Origin of the sequence: Paenibacillus sp. FSL W7-1332, from assembly GCF_037969785.1 — a bacterium.
GTDB lineage: Bacteria > Bacillota > Bacilli > Paenibacillales > Paenibacillaceae > Paenibacillus_AQ.
On record NZ_CP150209.1, the window covers coordinates 3,938,237 to 3,954,878 of the forward strand.

Genomic DNA, 16,642 nt, shown 5'->3' on the forward strand with positions numbered 1-16,642 from the left:
AACACCGCCTTTTTAAATTAGGATTGTTTTTTTAGAGACAACTGCTCCGAATAAACCCCTGTCAAATGTTTGATCATCGTATGAAGTGACCGGTTTTTTAAGGCCCACTCCAGCGCATTGTCCCCAAGCCTACGCCGGAAGGAAGGATCCGACAGCAGCTGACCCAAATGCAGATAAAGTACATGCGCGTCTCCCGGAGGAGACAGCAATCCGTCAACATTATGCCGTACCGCTTCTTTTAATCCGCCTGCACTGGAAGATACGATGGGCAGACCTGCTAACTGAGCTTCCATAACGGAGTAGGACAGGGTTTCCATCAAACTGGGCATTGCGAAAATTTCGGCCTGACTCAGCAAATAGGGGACGTCCTCCCGGCTTCCGAGGAAACGAACCGCCGACTGAATACCCATCTGGCGACATAACTCCTCGTATTCATATCGTTTATCACCGTCTCCGACCAACCAGCATTCCCAATCCTGGCGGTCCACGTGCAGCCTGCACAAGGCATTCAACAAGACGTGAATCCCCTTCTCGTAGCTAAGACGCGATGTGCTGATGATCACGGTTTTATCCTTGGGCTTCATGATCGGATTTCCGGAAACCTTACGCATGCTGCTTTGAAAAAAAGGGATGTCGAGGGCGTAAGGAATAAGGACAATTCGATCGGAAGGAGCCCTAAATTGATGGACCATCACTTCTTTAAGCCATTCGGAAGCAAGAAGGACTTTATCGCTTACCGAACTTCCCAAGTATTCCATAGATTTATAGTATTTCCAGACCAAGGAGCTAGTGGGGTCTTCCGAAGAAGTTTTGTTGTTCTCAAGCATATCCCGTACTGTAAGAGCTGCAGAAGCGTGAATGGAGGTCACTAACGGTATTTGTCCTGGTTTTATGCGTTTTATGGCAGCGGCGGCAAGAACGTCTTGCGCGTGTATGATATCGTATTGATCAAGACCGATAAAGGCGAGTGATAACTCCATGCAATACCTGTCGGTCTCCGCTTCCCTGACCCAGGGATGCTCCGCAATCAAAGGCGCGGTGGCAGGGGTTATCTTGTAATCGAACATTTCCTTGAAATGAACCTTCGGAACCTCCTGGTTACTGTTGAAAATATAAAACCGATCCAGTCCGTTCCCAAAAAGATCCACCTGATGTCCCTCTCGTTCAAGCCCCTGCTTCACCTGCAACATATATTTCCATAATCCACCGACGTACGGGATTTGAAAAAAGGTAGCCAGCAAGATTTTCAAGGCTGCCACCCTCCTGTCAGTAATACCTGTCTCCGCTGCTCCAGTCTGTCGCCGTATATGGCCTGAAGGGTCCCGATTTCCCGCTTAAGGGCGTCTTTGTGCTTTAAGGTTCCCATGTTCGGATGATATCGGTAATGCAGAAGAATATCATGCAAATAATGAAATTCGTACCCGGCGAGCACGACCCGGCACCACATGTCGTAGTCCTGCGTGTATTTAATCTCTTCATTGAACATGCCGACATGTTCAAGGAGCTGCCGCTTCATCATGATCGTACAGCCATTAATTGGACATTCCCTCTTCAATCGATCAAGCAGCTCCAGATTCGAAGTAAACGAAAAATTCGGGGCTTCCATGAGCACTAAGTTCCGATCGTTGACGAAGTTGAAGTTTGTACTGCTGATCCATGCCCCACGTTCCAGCATAAACGACATTTGTCTTGCTGTTTTGTTGGGAAGATAAAAGTCGTCCGAACTGAGCCAAGCAATATAATCCCCTTTAGCTTCTCGAATACCGGCGTTAAGGGCGGAAGCCGTTCCCCCGTTGATCTTTCGGATATACCGGATGCGGTCAACATAAGGATTCAGGAGATCCATATGTTCGGTAGACCCGTCATCGACCACAATGACCTCTATCTCGGGATAGGTTTGCGCCAAAGCACTCTCTACGGCCTGTTGAACATAAACACAGTTGTAGAAAGGGATAATAACCGTTACCTTCGGTATCATGTTATCTTAACCTCCTACCCGCGTATTGACCCCGGTTAGGAAAGTACCGGTTTTCCTATCGGACTTTTTATAAATTCATTCTGGGTTAGATAGATCAGCTGATGTACGCTCCATTGAAAGAAGGAAAAAACGGAGGGACCTTCCACTTTTCGCAGCGTTCGCCGTTCGCCGTAATAAATATGACCGCTCGGGGAGCTGTACAGGCGTCCGTTAAGCACCGGGTACTGAAGAAAAAAAGAGGCGTCGATGGTGTGTCCAATCTGCAAAGATTGAACCAAAGAATCCGGGACATGCACGATTTCGTCCATTTGACACCGCAAACGTTGGAAGACTTCTCCAGACTGGATCGGGAATAAACAATTGTCCATCCACAAAAAGATCCCGGATCCACCCCCCTTTACGAATAGCGTCGCCGGGGCGCACTTCGCCCACTGTCCCGTAACCGTCACGCCTTCTCCAAGGGGATACAGGTTAAGCAGCATATCCTCAAGCGGTATGATTTTCCTGGCCATCAGTTTGTAAAAATAAAAAGAATCGATATCCATAATGGGCCGTTTTTGGCCGTGTTCAATCAAAAATACAGCCGAGCCCGAATCGCGGACAAGCGTTCCATCCGGGATCTTGGTAATCATGTTCTGGACATGGTTATTGTAGATAACAATCCCTCCCTTCACCAATCTTTAATAATATACTCTTTGTCTTAGCGGCCTGAGCCGACGCGTGACTATATCTTCAAAAAAAGACTCTTTGCAAGAGTGACTTGCAAGAGTCTTTTCCTTTCAGGAAATCGCATCCATGAAAAGTTATTCGTCTAGACTCGGGACACAAACTTGTACCGAAAAAACAAAAAAGCCGCTAAAATAGCGACTTTCAATATCACAACGCTAATTTCCCCCGACAGTCTCCTATCCGCTATAGCCATATCGGATGTGAAGCGTTCGGAAACTTACAAATCAAGGAACTTTTTTACGGCAGACAAGAAAGCTGGTAAATTATCATCATGCACAAAGTGCCCAGCATCCTGTATCATTACCAACTCGCAATTCGGAATAAGCTCAGAAACTTCCTGCAATTTGTTTTGAGGAATATGACTGGACCCACCGCCTATAATAAGAGTCGGCATGATGATGTCGTTAAGACGCAGCCACCATTCGGGATTAGGTTCATTAAGTTGCCGTAAAATCGAAGGCACTACCAGCCAATCAAACGGCATAGGATCAGAAGGTTCGGCAGGAACTTCGATCGGCTTATCCGGAAAGGGAGGTGGAGTGTCTTCAACGATCAACTTTTCTATCCTCGAAGGATATGTTTCCGAGAAAAGGTAGGATACTGTTCCCCCCATGGAATGCCCAAGAAGCGTAAATCGTTCCAAATTCATAGCATTTGCAAAATGAAACAAGTCATCGCACATCAGTTCAAAAGTGTATTTACCTATTTTTGCGCTCCCACCGTGACCCCGTTGATCTAAAGCTAAAACGCGGTATTTTTCTCCTAATGCAACTGCGACTTGATCCCATGATTCTGCGCTTTTTCCCAGCGCGTGAAGTGCAACAATCGGCGGTGCAGAAGGTTCCCCACTCTCTCGATATTGAAAAGTGCGTCCATTCAATTCTATTTGATTCACACGTGTTTCCATCTCTGATCATCCTCAAACCAATTTGGCCCAATAATAGAAGGCGCCTACTGGAATTTTTAGTATTATTTTATTATTGAATGAACATTTAGTCAATATAAAAATGAGGACTGCATCATATCAGCTGCATTCCTTATCATTTTGCTCGTTACCTAAATAAAGCTGTTGTAAGGAACTTGACTGCTTATAACAAAAAAAGGGTATCCCTCCGTCATCTACTGATGAATTTCGAGACAGCCCCATCTATTTTCATTATTGAGCGTTCGTTTCCCGTTTAGTTAATCAAACTTTTTTGCATATAAATCACAACTTCTGTTCCAATTCCTTTATTTCCATTTTCGTCAATCTGTTCCCAACTGATTAAAAAATCCCCGTGCCCCCAATCCACATAGCCTAATTTTTCATAAAGTCGTTTGGCTTCCGGATTATTTATTCCCACCTCTAATCCTATACACGTACAACCCTTTTCTTTTGCTAAACGTTCGGCTTCTTGGATTATGGCCGTTGCAATACCTTGTCTCCGATATTCATATACTGTTAACCCAGCCTCTAAGAAAGCGCTTTGGGTAATATCCACTAATTTAGTTACAGGTTCATCATTAGGACCACTCCAGCGTAATAAGAAATGGCCAACAGGGGTGTTATGATGCCAAGCGATTAAGTATAGTCCCTCACCTCTCTTTTGTGTAGCATATCGGTTGTACTGAAACATAGGATTACCAGGTGAAAACTGAGAAACAAGGAAACTCAACTGGGATTCTTCTGCTTCTTTTATTTCCAAACATAATTTGTCTTTATTCATTTCATCTTCCTCTATCCCTATTCTTATACGCCTCTACGTCCCCAGCCAAAGACTTTGACGTGCACGATGGCTTTGGTTACCCAATGCGAGAGCACATACAACACGATGAACAGGATTAACAAAGGCCTAAATAAGAGCACTGCCACAACCCAAGTGAGCAGAATCTGCCAATTCTTCATTTTCCGCAAAAATTTCACTGGCCACAAAAATATTTTAAATAACATTTCGTTATGTTGAAGCGCCTCTAGAAATTCATCCTGGTACTGTTTGTCTTCTGGATCTAAGCGAACGGCATTCCGTATATACGTCTCTTTCAGCTTGTATTCCCCACGCTGGCCAGCCGCCAAGCCGAGAAAAAAATATACTTCGGACGATTCCATATTATGCTTGAGGGAGAGTCTTTCCAGCCTAGCAGAATCCTCAAAGTTTCTCAGCAACGCTTCCGTATAGCTTAACACAGCCAAATATAATGGTGATTCCGGACGCAGTTCAAGTGCATGCGAAAGTGCCGTCTTCGCTTGATTGGCCTGCCCTTCTTGTTCAGCATATTGGCTTGCAGATAATAATAAAAAGGCTCATATGGATCTATTCGTAAGGCCTCTTGCAGAGCTTCTTCGAAAGCCCGATCCTTATCCGTGGCGTAATAAACGCTGACCCGCACATACCAGGCCAGCTCTTGCTGCGGCTCCCGTCTAAGCGCCTGGTTCGACCAATGAAGTGCTTTTGTTGTCCTACGACATTTTTGTCGGAGGAATCACTGTTCATTCCTTATCTCAAAGATTTTTTGCAGGGTATGGATGTGCAGTGTTCTTTCATCGTCCGTTTCTTGGAGTTTGTTATCTGATCCTGCGTCCATATACCACTCTACAAGCCTGTACCCGAACATAAGTAGGATCAACTCATAAACGCAGTTATCCGTTATGTGTGAAATATCCGCATATTCCGAAAAGCCCTTGTAATACGCCGGGATACATCTACGGTAGTATTCAACCATGTCTTCAACATCGGCTTCGTCTGCGATAAGGCTTGCCATATCTTCACCTAAATAGCCCCACCCCGCGGTATCCCAGTCCATGAGTATGGTTTTGCCGTCTGAATAGAATATGTTTGCTACCCAAAAATCCCTGTGGCACAGCACGATGGGGAGCTTTTCAATACGGCTCCATATTTCGTCTGCGTTTTCATCAATATCGATGAGCATTTGGCATAGGTATTTCGGGATTTTGCAATCGTCGGAGCGTATATAATCGTACACTCTATTCCATGACCGATAATGAAGATAGAAATTTTTCATATAATCCGCTTTGCTCAGGTTGGTCAAGCTCTGTAAAACAGCTGGCTGTTCGGCATATAACTTGCCTTGGAACCGTCCTAATTCCTCGGCTGCGCGTTCATACATATCGCCGGTCAAATCTAAACCTGATATGCCGTCGATATATTCCATCCATATCTGCGTTTCGTTTTCTTCTTCGTTCATTTCGACGTGATAGCATTCAGGCCAACGGAATGATTCAGAGAACAGCGCGCCGAAATTGGATTTATACAAATCATATTCCCTACGCCATGAATCGGGATCGTTGTAGCGTTCCCATTTCTTCTGCGTTTTTAATACGATTTTATAGGGTAATGTCTCACCGTCAGTGGTTTTGACATTACCCGTAACAAGCTGTACATTACCCACTGTACCGCCATGTAACGGTTTGGTTTGGAAATCGGTGCAGATTATTTTTGTACCGAGCATTTTGTTTAAAACCTGTGTTAGAGTTTCAGCTTTTATTTCGTTCAATACGAAGTCCTCCAATCGTTTTTTTAACATGGGAACGCCTATGCATAATCATCATATTGGAAAAGAAGCCAACGATGAAAGGTGGACTATGGATTTATTCATTTATTACCTCTTCCTGCCAGCTAGCTTAATGAAATCGCGATTGGAGAATGGTTAGATATCGTCTATCCGGTATTCGGAACATGTTCTCGTCCTTTTCGGGATAAAACAAAAAAGCCGCTTAATTAGCGACTTTCAATGGGAATATGTTTTTGTCCCCCGACAGATGGACTCTTTTTTTCACTATCTATCATGAAGGGAAAGCACCACGGAAAAGTGCTCTTTATTTCACATCCTCAATCCTTATCAAAATAAACGGTTTTTCCTGTATCTGCGGATATATACACCGCCTCTAATATTTGTGAAACAATCATCGCTTCTCTTGGTTTAACCAAGGGTTCGGTATTGTTCACGATACTGTGAATCCATTGTTTGGCTTCATATTCGAAATCGGTCATCTCTTCTCCCCTGAAAAGTTCTCTCGCATTCGCATTCACCTCGATTTTATTCAGGAACAAACTCCCGTCCCGCTCGCCATTGATCCGCAGTTCATTTTTAGCAAAATCCGCTCCGCCCTTCGTTCCGCACAGCAGGTTGCCGCCACCTTCCGCAATGTTAAGGGCCCAACTGGTTTCAATGATGACCGTCGCTCCGTTTTTAAATTTCACATACCCGAACGCCGAATCTTCTACCTCGAATTCGTTTGGATCCCAAGCTCCCCATTCGTTTGCGGCATTTTCGGTAAACTTCAGCTTATGGAAGACACTGCCGACGACACTCTCCGGTTCATAGTTATCCATCAACCATAGGATCAGATCCAAGGAGTGGGTTCCAATATCGATCATAGGACCGCCTCCCTGCTTCTCTTTATCCAGAAACACGCCCCATGTCGGCACGCCTCGTCTTCGGGTAGCGACCGCTTTTGCAAAATAGATATCTCCAAGCTCCCCATCGGCGATCATCTTTTTTAGCAGTTGACTCTTGGCGTTGGAGCGATTCTGGTACCCGACGGTTAGCTTCTTGCCTGTTCGCAAGTGGGCTTCGTACATCGCTTTGGCCTCCGCACCTGTGACGGCCATTGGTTTTTCGCACATGACATGTTTGCCGCTTTCAAGCGCATCAATGGAAATCGCTGCGTGCGAGCTGTTTGGTGTTAGCACATGGACGACCTCAATCTCTTCCATGGCAAGCAGATCCTTATAATTTGTAAATACCTTTGCGTCTGGCGTGCCGTACTTTTGGGCGGCTTCTTCGGCTCGTTCCGGCTTCAAATCGCAGAAGGCCACCATCTGTACGTTATCTAACTTGGACAAACACGGCATATGCTTCCCGCCCGCAATCATCCCGCAACCGATAATCCCTACTTTTACGGTCCTCATCGTATTCCCTCCCCCGCGTTATTTGAACTCTACCGTTCGATTTTCCTTATGCGCGATGTATGCCGCTTCCAATAGCTCCGTCAATTTCGTCCCGTCCTCCAGTCCGAAGGGCATCGGCTTGTCATGAATCAATGCATCTGCCCACTGGATAATCGGAAGGGGCTGCTCTTTAGGGAGTTGAGCGGGTGAGATCCATCCGGAAAAAGGTAACTCGAGCTTCTTCGAGATGACTCGAACGGTATCGTCTGAGATCATCAAAGTGCCCTCCGTACCGTAAATCTCAAGGGCAGAAGGGGTTCTGTACGTCACAAGGCTGGTTTCGACCAGAGCGACCGCATTGTTGACGAACTCAATGGAGCATTGTGCGTTATCCTCCACTGCCCGATTGGTGAAGTAATGAAACATGGATGTGATTCTTTTGGGTTTACCGAGCAGCCAACTGGCGATGTACATCGGATGACAGCCCAAATCCATCATGGCTCCGCCCCCGGTTTGCTTCTCATCATACCAGTAATCGGGGAGCCAATTATTCAAAGCACCGTCGTGACCGTTACGAATACGCAGCAGCGTAATGTCCCCTAATACATGGTCATCGATCAGCTGCTTCGCAAACAATTGATGCGGCCTTGTACGGGCGGGAAAAGAAATGCAGAACTTGACGCCTGCTTTGCGTACCGCCGCAGAGATCCGATCGCATTCTTCAACAGTAAGAGCCATGGCTTTCTCGGTAAAGATGTGTTTGCCGGCCTCAGCGGCAGCCACCATGACGTCTGCGTGCATGCTTGTAGGGGCATCCACCACGACGCCATCAATGTCTTCCCGCTGCAGCAGCGTATCCAAATCTGCTTCAAAATCCACTCCCAAGCGGGCAGCCCATTCGCTTCCGCGTTCAGGCTGTTCGTCCCAGACGGCCATGAGCTTCACGTTACCGTGAGATTGCAGCTTTCTTGCGTAATCCTCTGCATGCACATGCCACTTACTTAGCATCGCAACGTTCAACATGCGTCTTCCCTCCAACGTTTATATTTTTCACTAGATATGAGTTCTCTTCAAAGGGAGGTGGGTAAAAATAAGGTTAGAAATGAATGGGGATGGAGTGACATCACCCACACCATCCCACAAACTTCCTTCACTAGAACCCTACATCATCCCGTTCTGCAGCTTTTTGAGCCACGAACTCCGCCATTTCCTCCACGCCGGCCGCTCTAAATTTTTCTTGAACACTATGAAGCATATTTAGAGCCTCTTCGTCGGACGCTGCAAAAAATGCTTTCTTAAATTCTTCATCGAAATTCAAACTGCTGGTTTTATCGATATATTCCTGATATTTAGGCCACTCTCTGGCAAGGTAGCTTGCGCTTACTTTGTCTATGATTTTGATCGGCATTCTTGCAGAGAAACTCTCCTCCAGCTTTTGCCACTCCGTTTTTTGATCTTCAGGCGTAGGCCAGGTGACTTCAGACGAGAAGGCGCCGATGAACCTCCCCGGAAGATAATTGAGTCCTGCGTCTCTTTTCAGATCCGGGTTGTCATCAAATTGTTTTTTTACATCAGCAATCCACTGGGGTATCCCGTTTTCCATGTTGTAGTGTGTTCCTTCGATCCCGAAATTCGCAAGCAATCGGCCTTCTTCGCTGTTGACATAATCAATGTACCGCAATGCCGCATCCGGATCTTTGATGTCCGCGCTTAAGAATAGGACAGGGAAACCGGAACGACCGGGCTTTTCCACTTGCGTTCGAATGTTTCCGCTCTTATTCTTCATCGGCCCGAGCAGTTCATATTGCATTTCCGGATTCGTCTTATACAGCGTTTTTTGTAAATCAGCTAACATCGGCTGGGCTCCGAATACGGCAAGCTTGCCCGTCGTCAGCTTTTCATTCGCTGTTGTACTCGTATTGTTGAAGGCTTCAAGATCAAACAAACCTTCCGTTAATAACTTCCTCATGTATAACAACCGGTCTTCATGATCCTTCGTTTGCGTCCAGTGAATCAGTTTTCCATCCACTTCACGGAAGTCCGAAATCGTGTAATCCGTCCACCCGGCAAGGAATTGGCCGTAATCCCATCCATTCCACATGGTTCCGGCCGGGATGACCGGCTTTCCGCCAATATCCTTGAAACCGCCGTCTCGGATCTTGACCAATAGATCATATAATTCTTCTTGCGTATCAATATCCTCCGCTTTTACATTTAAAGCTTTCAGGATATCTCCCCTGGCAAAAAGGCCGTAATTCCAATTATGAATGCTCTCCGGGGTTCCGTCCGGGGTTTCTGTAGGAATGAGATAAGTCTTGCCTTCAAATTCGGGACTATTGAGATCGAACTCGGCAAAATCCTTCGCAATCCCGGTCGTCACAAGTCTTTTAACATTCGGGTATTTATCGAGATAAGGGGTTAAATCCAGAAGCTGTCCTTCCGTGGCCGCCTTCTTGATGACTTGTCCTTCTCCTCCTGTCGTAGACCAGAAAGGTGCATTAACGATATCCGGAACCGTACCGGAAGCAAATATGGTGTTTAGTTTTTCTACTTCGCTTGTTGTGATGGATTCGAGTTTTAACGTGACCCCGGTTTTCTCCCTGATCTGCCCGGCTACGGGATTATTCTCCTGGTCCTGCGGGAAACCGGCTCCGCCGCCGTTCCACGCACTGAGAAAAGTCAAGGTTACCGGTTTTATTTCTTCAGTACCTGACTCCTTCGGACCCGTGTCAACCGTGCCTGCCTCCTTTTCTCCGCCTGTTCCCGTGCATGCCGTCATGGTCACGAAAAGCAGCAAAGCGATTAGTATCATGCCAAGAACACTCCTGCGCTTGTTCTTCCTCATCCTACAATCCCCTTCCATTGGAAGTTTTATATAAGAGGCTTAGCCTTTTATACCAACTACTCCTTCAGAGAACCTACCAATACGCCTTTTACAAAATACTTCTGAAGAAATGGATACACACAGATGATCGGGGTCGTAATAATAATAACGAACGTCATCCTCAAGGCTTCCGGCGTTACGCCTCGCAGCTCCATCTGCGTCTCGGTCATGTTTTGAATCGCAGAACCGCTATTACCCGACGATGACGTCATCGACTGGAAGGACGCTTCGCTGATCATCTTGTTCAGGAACGTGGCTGCAGGCTGCAGGTTCTCATTCTGTATGAAAAACTGACCGGTAAACCAGTCATTCCACACGCCCACCCCGACAAACAAGGCAATGGTAGCAAGCACCGGCATCGAAAGAGGCAGGATGATTCTTGCAAATACCGACAACTCGCTGGCTCCGTCGATTCGGGCCGATTCCGACAGACCTTCAGGGATCCCGTCGAAAAAGGTTTTCATGATAATCGCATTGAAGAAATTGTATAGGGACGGCAGCACCAACACCCAAAACGTATCCAGAATGTGGATTTGCCGGAACAGGATAAATGTAGGAATAAGTCCTCCGCTGAACAACGTGGTAAAGAAAAAGAAGAATACGATATATTTTCTTCCGGGCAGCCCTTTCCGCGAAAGCGCGTAGGCTAATAAGGCCGTCAAAAATACGGAGGCAACCGTAACGACAAGGGTTCGGGTTACGGAAATATAAAACGAATTTAAGATCAATGAGTTGCTAAAAGCTTTTGCATAGTTTTCTAGTGTAAACACTCTAGGAAAAAAATAGATTCCACCCTTCATCGCATCGTAGCCGTCATTAAAAGAAAGGGCTAGAAAATAGATAAATGGATAAAGTGCCGTAGCGCAGAATAAAAGCAGCACCGAATAGTTGAGCGTCATATACAATTTATCTGCTGGCGTCAGCCTTCTCGCATCCATACACACACCTCCTCATCTTGAGTGCCAGCTGATTACCATAACGATACGTTACTCACACGCCTGGATATATTATTGACAGCAACAATGAGCAGCAGCGAAATCGCTGACTTGAATAATCCAATGGCCGTGGAATAGGCTAATTGCCCCTGTTGGAGGCCTGTTTTTAAGACATAGGTGTCCAAGATCTCCGAGACGCTTAATGTTGCTGGGGACTGCATCAGCCAGATTTGATCAAAGCCCGCGTTCAGGATTCCGCTGAGGGAGAAGATAAGCAATATGCCGATCGTTGGAGTAAGGCATGGAAGCGTGATCTTAAATAGTTTGCTCCACCTTCCAGCCCCGTCGATTTCGGCTGCCTCATACAAATGCGGATCGATATTCGTTAACGCGGCTAAATAAATGATCGAACCCCAGCCTACCCCTTTCCAGATGTCGGAAATGATGACCAATGGATAGAATAATTCCGGTTTTCCCATGAAAAAGATCGGATCCAAACCCATTTGGTACCGAATGTCATTGATAAGCCCTACGTTCGGAGACAGGATTTTTTGAAGCAAGGTCACGACAACGACCCACGACACGAAGTGCGGCAGATAGGAAATCGTCTGAAACACTCTTTTGATTCTCTTGTGCATGACGGCATTGAGCATTAAGGCCAGGATCAATGGAGCTGGAAATCCGAAAATTAGTTTCAGGGCGCTGATGGATAACGTATTTCGGAGCACATCGTAAAAGCTGGAATCGTTTAAAAACTGTTCGAAATATTTAAAGCCTGCCCACGGACTCCCCAAGATCCCCAGATTGAATTTGAAATCTTTGAATGCGATTAATATGCCGTACATCGGATAGTAAGCAAACACCAGAAACCAGATGATCGCAGGAAGCAAAAATAAATATATATGTCTAAATTGCCATATCTTCGTTAATTTCTTATTCTTTTTTAACTGCTCAAATCCAGGGATAACAACACCTTTTGGTACCATTCTCCGAACACCTCCTCCATCATCGTCGGATCGGATTTTTACGAATCCATACCCGATAGCCTAGGTACAGAGCCATTGCCAACGGTTTTCGATTTTCGACGATATATATCGACTGCCTCCCCCTCCTTACTGCAAGCGGTTTCATTAAGATAGTTTAAATATATTCAATATACTGTAGGAATCATTCCATAATTTCTTCATTTGGATAAAAGTAATCTTCGGGTCAAAAAAAGTATTGGTGATTTCTTTAAAATAATGAATCGGGGGTACATGAAAAAGAAAGCTGCTGTTAGCCTAGGGGAGGCTCATGTTCTTTAGGTTATAAATGAACGGGGTAAGCCCCCTTCTCCCGCCCATATTTTTGAGGCGTTTATTCCTTGGCGAGGATACATTATATTCAATATATATTTATACAATGGTTTGAAGAGCCTCTACTGAATTTCGTTATGGATGTAGGACCTAATTACGGGAGGATTTCATGAGAGAAAGTTGCGGTAAGCGGGTGTGGAATATCATGAAGTGAAGAGAACGTTTTTTCCCGTCGTCTCGCCAATCACCAATTCCGGCTCCACGAGGGTTTTAAAGTATTTTCCGTCTTGTCCGTCATCACTGTTAATGACTTCAAGCAGCGTGTACGCCGCGCGGTAGCCCATGTCCCGTTCAAACTGTTTAACATGCGTAAACGTGCTGTAGCCTTCGATGATGGAAGTCGGATCATCAAAACTGATGATGGAAATGTCCTCAGGCACCTTCAATCCAGCTTGACGCGCAATCTGGTAGATTTTCACGCCAAGACTTCCATTTAGCGTGATATAGGCGGTTGCCATTCGATTTTGGATATAGCGGTACAGGGGATGGGTTTCAGCTTGCTCCAAACTTCCGATTTCAAAATCGGTCACGATGTGGGCAGGATTAATGAGGGATCCCTTTTCCTTGAAGGCATTCATATATCCGTCGATCCGCTCTTGAACGGTAACGGTTTGTATGGGGGAATCGGAGCATATGGCGATTTCGCGATGCCCCAGCTCCCACAGGTAATTTACAGCCATGTTAACGCCAAGCCTGCCGTCTGATGCGATATAATGCGTTTCGACCCCTGGAAGGTAACGGTCGATGAGTACGAACGGAAACCCCGCAAATTTCATGCTTAGAATTTCCTCGTTGAATAATTCCTCGTCAACCGGGAAAATCAGTAACCCTTCCACTCCGATTTTACAACATGTCTTGATTGCCTCTTTTTCCTTATCAAGGCTGCCCTCCGATAAATAGATGACGCAGCGGTAATCGTTCTCGTTGAGTGCCTGCTGAATACCTTGTATAAGCCGAATCGTAAAATAATCATAAATGCTGGGCAGAATCAGGCCTATTAACCGTGTCCCCATTTCTCCGCCAGCTTTATGAATAGACTTTACGGCGTTTATAGGAGAAGTCGCCGACATTTCAGATTCAGGTTCACTTACAAAAGTCCCCTTTCCGGGCACTCTGGTTATGATTTTTTCGTTAACCAAGCCGGCCAGGGCATTAACGACCGTAATCTTGCTGACTCCGAAACGCTCCATGAGTTCTTTTTCCGTAGGAATACGGTCTCCAACCTTCAATACTTGCGACGATATCAAGTCGCGTATATACTCTTGAACCCTCTGATACAACGGCATTCTTTCCGTAGAGCTCAACCGAATCACCACATTTCATTCAATATGTTTAATATATACATTACGAATGGCGCAAGCGCTTTATTCCATATCCTTTCTTTGTTTTTGTAGAGCCGGGAGAATGCATCGGATGTGTTCTCCCAGCTCCTCCATTACTTAAAATAAAAAAATGCTTGCTTGCAGTTGTTATGGTCTATATGTTCTTGTCAAAATATATACAGCGTAAAGAGAAGCCGCATATTGACGATCGTCCATGCGGGGCGCACAAAATAAACGGACAGTCGAGATCTGCTCAACTGTCCGTCCATTAAATCAAGCTGTCATGAGAATGACTTACACCATACAAACGACAAGTAATCAAATTCTGCTTACATAAAATGATTCGAAATCAGCAACTGAGTCGAACTGGTTCAAAGATACACCTTCTGTTCTTAGATGATTCTCTAATTGTTCGATCAGCTGCAGGACAGCTATTCGCAATGGTTCAAAATCCTCGGGATCCAGAAGCGCAGTGAGATCCGGATAGCTGAAGCGATGATAATATTCCCGATACTCCCCCAAATCGAAAATGGCAGGCCAGCGTCCTGTTTCGGCTGCGTACAAAATACGTGCCAAACCATCTTGTAGACCTGTAGCAACGAAAAACGCGGTTTCATAGTGGCCTTTTTCGCAAGCGGTTAGGAGCTTGTTAAGCATTCCTTTTTCCTCTTCATAGTATCCCTTCATCCAATTATGGTATGAACGTAATCCTTTGAGCTTGTTTCTTCGTTCTGAAATTAAATGAAGGGTGTCTACAGTCAGTTTCTCGCAAGCAGTCTTGATTTCATCTTTAGAATGGCTGAACATCATTGTATCAAGGTAGAGATCCAGTTGGTCTGGCTTAATTGGGAGATTGTTGACTTGCTCGCGATAATGGCCCCAACTGCGTGTATAGTACGTTTGGTTTAACAACGCAAGAGATTTAAAAATGGTAGCGGCAATTTCTTGCGCCAGTATCCGACAAAAGGATAAATCCATGGAGTCTCCGGCAAAACGAAGCTTTATCAAGCTAGTAAAACAATCACGCACGACAACCTCAGCTCTATTGATCAATGTTAACGTGTTGGACGGCTCCCCCATGGAAGAGATGGTCTCACGGAGTTTCATGAATTTCGCCAGGTCTTCATCGGAACGCACATACAATAGTTCACAATCCGCAATAATGGTCGTACTCCAATCTTCGGAAGCTGACATTCTTTCAGCACGATCCCATCCAATTGGCCAAAAATCAAAACTGATACCGTCGATTATAAACTGTAATTCCACTTGTTTTCCTCTAGGTGTGGCCGGAATGAAGAAAAAGTCTAAGTCCGATCGCTCTGTCGCCCTCCCCTGCAAATAGGATCCGTAATATCCGACAATCGCAACATCTTGCGGGTAATGGGTCTTAATATGTTTGACAATGACATCGGCTACAGCAAAAACATCAACCATCAAATCCCCCCCTCCTACATACATCCTCTTGATCACGTATTGGAAATACGAATCATGGCATAGGCTGATCGTATCGCTCATTCTAGTGGCTGATCTCTCAACCATTCATCCTGATACGGACAGTTGCATGGGATAACGAATTGTATTGAAGCTAAATGCTAAAATTTTGAACAATATCTTTAACAGCTAATCATGGTTTCTTCATTCCAAAATTCTTTTACTTCGTCTAGGATTTGAGCAGCAGGCGTTATTGTGGCCTCGAAAATCGTTCTTCCTGTTCTTCGTAAATAATATTGGATTAAATGATATCCGCAAGCGTATCCGGCGCTATAAGGCATGTTGACCGGTGTAAAGTTTTGAAGTTTTGCGATCTCGTCACCGTAAAGATAAGGAGCAAATTGATCAAACCCCGTTAATTGCAATTTCTCTCTAAGCACAGGCTTTATGCGTGTGTTAAGCGTTTCTGCGTTAGTTTTCGTTACCCAGGGACCGAGCAATTCTTCTCCAAACATGAACGTAGCATAGTTCTCAGCTAATCCTTCACTTACAATGAGCTCGCCCAAATTAACGGTGTGATCCCACTGAATAAATTGATAACGCACATTATGGTTGCATTCGTGCGCCAGCGAAGCCTTCATTCGAGGAATCGTGTACTCGTTTGGCAAGAGTGTACCCCAGATAAACCCGGGAATGCCCCCAAAGCCGCTATATCCTTCGTTTATTACTAAAGCACGGCTTTCCGGATTCCCTAGTTGAATCGTAAACAAATAGTCGGTTACAGGGAGATTAATTTCATGCTCTGCGAATAGATGCAGGCTTTTCTTCACAGCATGCTCACACTCTAACCAAAATGATTCGGACGAAATCAGCTCGATCTCTGCCGAAATTTGAGGGGTAATCTGATCTGGGGATCGATGCATCATACTATTAAACGTAATAACGTCAAAACCATTCGCCTCTTCAGCTTTAAAAGGAATCTGTTGAATCTGCCATTGTTTCATAAAGGGAGCCATCATTTCGTTTCTGAACATTTCAAGCTTTTCCTCGGGCGAAGCTTGAGCAACTTTTTGATAAATATGATCTGAGCGCAGTGATTTAATATTCATTTCTCACACT

15 protein-coding genes are annotated in these 16,642 nt (G+C 45.3%); all 15 read right to left on the bottom strand.

Annotated elements, in window-relative coordinates:
- Positions 1-17: 17 nt before the first annotated feature.
- Positions 18-1,250 (bottom strand): glycosyltransferase family 4 protein, encoded by a 1,233-nt coding sequence (locus MKX98_RS17540; RefSeq protein ID WP_194542908.1) that lies wholly within the window; start codon positions 1,248-1,250, stop codon positions 18-20.
- Positions 1,247-1,978: a glycosyltransferase gene (locus tag MKX98_RS17545; RefSeq protein ID WP_220685103.1), complete on the bottom strand. Its 732-nt coding sequence runs from the start codon at positions 1,976-1,978 to the stop codon at positions 1,247-1,249. The genes MKX98_RS17540 and MKX98_RS17545 overlap by 4 nt, the downstream gene beginning before the upstream one ends.
- A gap of 35 nt (positions 1,979-2,013) precedes the next feature.
- Positions 2,014-2,610: a hypothetical protein gene (locus MKX98_RS17550; protein WP_162487533.1), complete on the bottom strand. Its 597-nt coding sequence runs from the start codon at positions 2,608-2,610 to the stop codon at positions 2,014-2,016.
- A 314-nt stretch (positions 2,611-2,924) separates the two neighbouring features.
- Entirely contained in the window at positions 2,925-3,614 is a 690-nt protein-coding gene (locus MKX98_RS17555; protein ID WP_339217462.1) for an alpha/beta hydrolase, read from the bottom strand.
- 271 nt (positions 3,615-3,885) lie between these two features.
- Positions 3,886-4,413 carry a GNAT family N-acetyltransferase gene (locus MKX98_RS17560; RefSeq protein WP_339217464.1) on the bottom strand — a complete coding sequence of 176 codons (528 nt, stop codon included), beginning with the start codon at positions 4,411-4,413 and terminating at the stop codon, positions 3,886-3,888.
- Positions 4,414-4,436: 23 nt separating this feature from the next.
- Complete coding sequence (locus tag MKX98_RS17565; RefSeq protein WP_339217465.1) at positions 4,437-4,793, bottom strand: hypothetical protein; 357 nt, start codon at positions 4,791-4,793, stop codon at positions 4,437-4,439.
- 374 nt (positions 4,794-5,167) lie between these two features.
- Positions 5,168-6,154, bottom strand: coding sequence for an aminoglycoside phosphotransferase family protein (locus tag MKX98_RS17570; RefSeq protein ID WP_339224492.1), 987 nt, complete (start codon positions 6,152-6,154; stop codon positions 5,168-5,170).
- 380 nt (positions 6,155-6,534) lie between these two features.
- Complete coding sequence (locus MKX98_RS17575) at positions 6,535-7,617, bottom strand: Gfo/Idh/MocA family oxidoreductase (RefSeq protein WP_260067754.1); 1,083 nt, start codon at positions 7,615-7,617, stop codon at positions 6,535-6,537.
- An 18-nt stretch (positions 7,618-7,635) separates the two neighbouring features.
- Positions 7,636-8,619, bottom strand: coding sequence for a Gfo/Idh/MocA family oxidoreductase (locus MKX98_RS17580; protein WP_339217469.1), 984 nt, complete (start codon positions 8,617-8,619; stop codon positions 7,636-7,638).
- Positions 8,620-8,749: 130 nt separating this feature from the next.
- Entirely contained in the window at positions 8,750-10,441 is a 1,692-nt protein-coding gene (locus MKX98_RS17585; protein ID WP_259445249.1) for an extracellular solute-binding protein, read from the bottom strand.
- Positions 10,442-10,497: 56 nt separating this feature from the next.
- A complete protein-coding gene (locus MKX98_RS17590; protein ID WP_194542918.1) occupies positions 10,498-11,418 on the bottom strand; it encodes a carbohydrate ABC transporter permease in 921 nt (306 codons plus the stop codon).
- A gap of 32 nt (positions 11,419-11,450) precedes the next feature.
- On the bottom strand, positions 11,451-12,401 hold the full coding sequence (locus MKX98_RS17595) for an ABC transporter permease subunit (RefSeq protein WP_113059358.1): 951 nt from the start codon (positions 12,399-12,401) through the stop codon (positions 11,451-11,453).
- 512 nt (positions 12,402-12,913) lie between these two features.
- Positions 12,914-14,056 (bottom strand): GntR family transcriptional regulator, encoded by a 1,143-nt coding sequence (locus MKX98_RS17600; protein WP_194542919.1) that lies wholly within the window; start codon positions 14,054-14,056, stop codon positions 12,914-12,916.
- A gap of 354 nt (positions 14,057-14,410) precedes the next feature.
- Positions 14,411-15,607, bottom strand: a complete 1,197-nt coding sequence (locus tag MKX98_RS17605) for a hypothetical protein (RefSeq protein WP_339217476.1) — start codon at positions 15,605-15,607, stop codon at positions 14,411-14,413.
- Positions 15,608-15,705: 98 nt separating this feature from the next.
- Positions 15,706-16,632 carry a DUF2268 domain-containing protein gene (locus tag MKX98_RS17610; protein ID WP_220685093.1) on the bottom strand — a complete coding sequence of 309 codons (927 nt, stop codon included), beginning with the start codon at positions 16,630-16,632 and terminating at the stop codon, positions 15,706-15,708.
- Positions 16,633-16,642 lie beyond the last annotated feature (10 nt).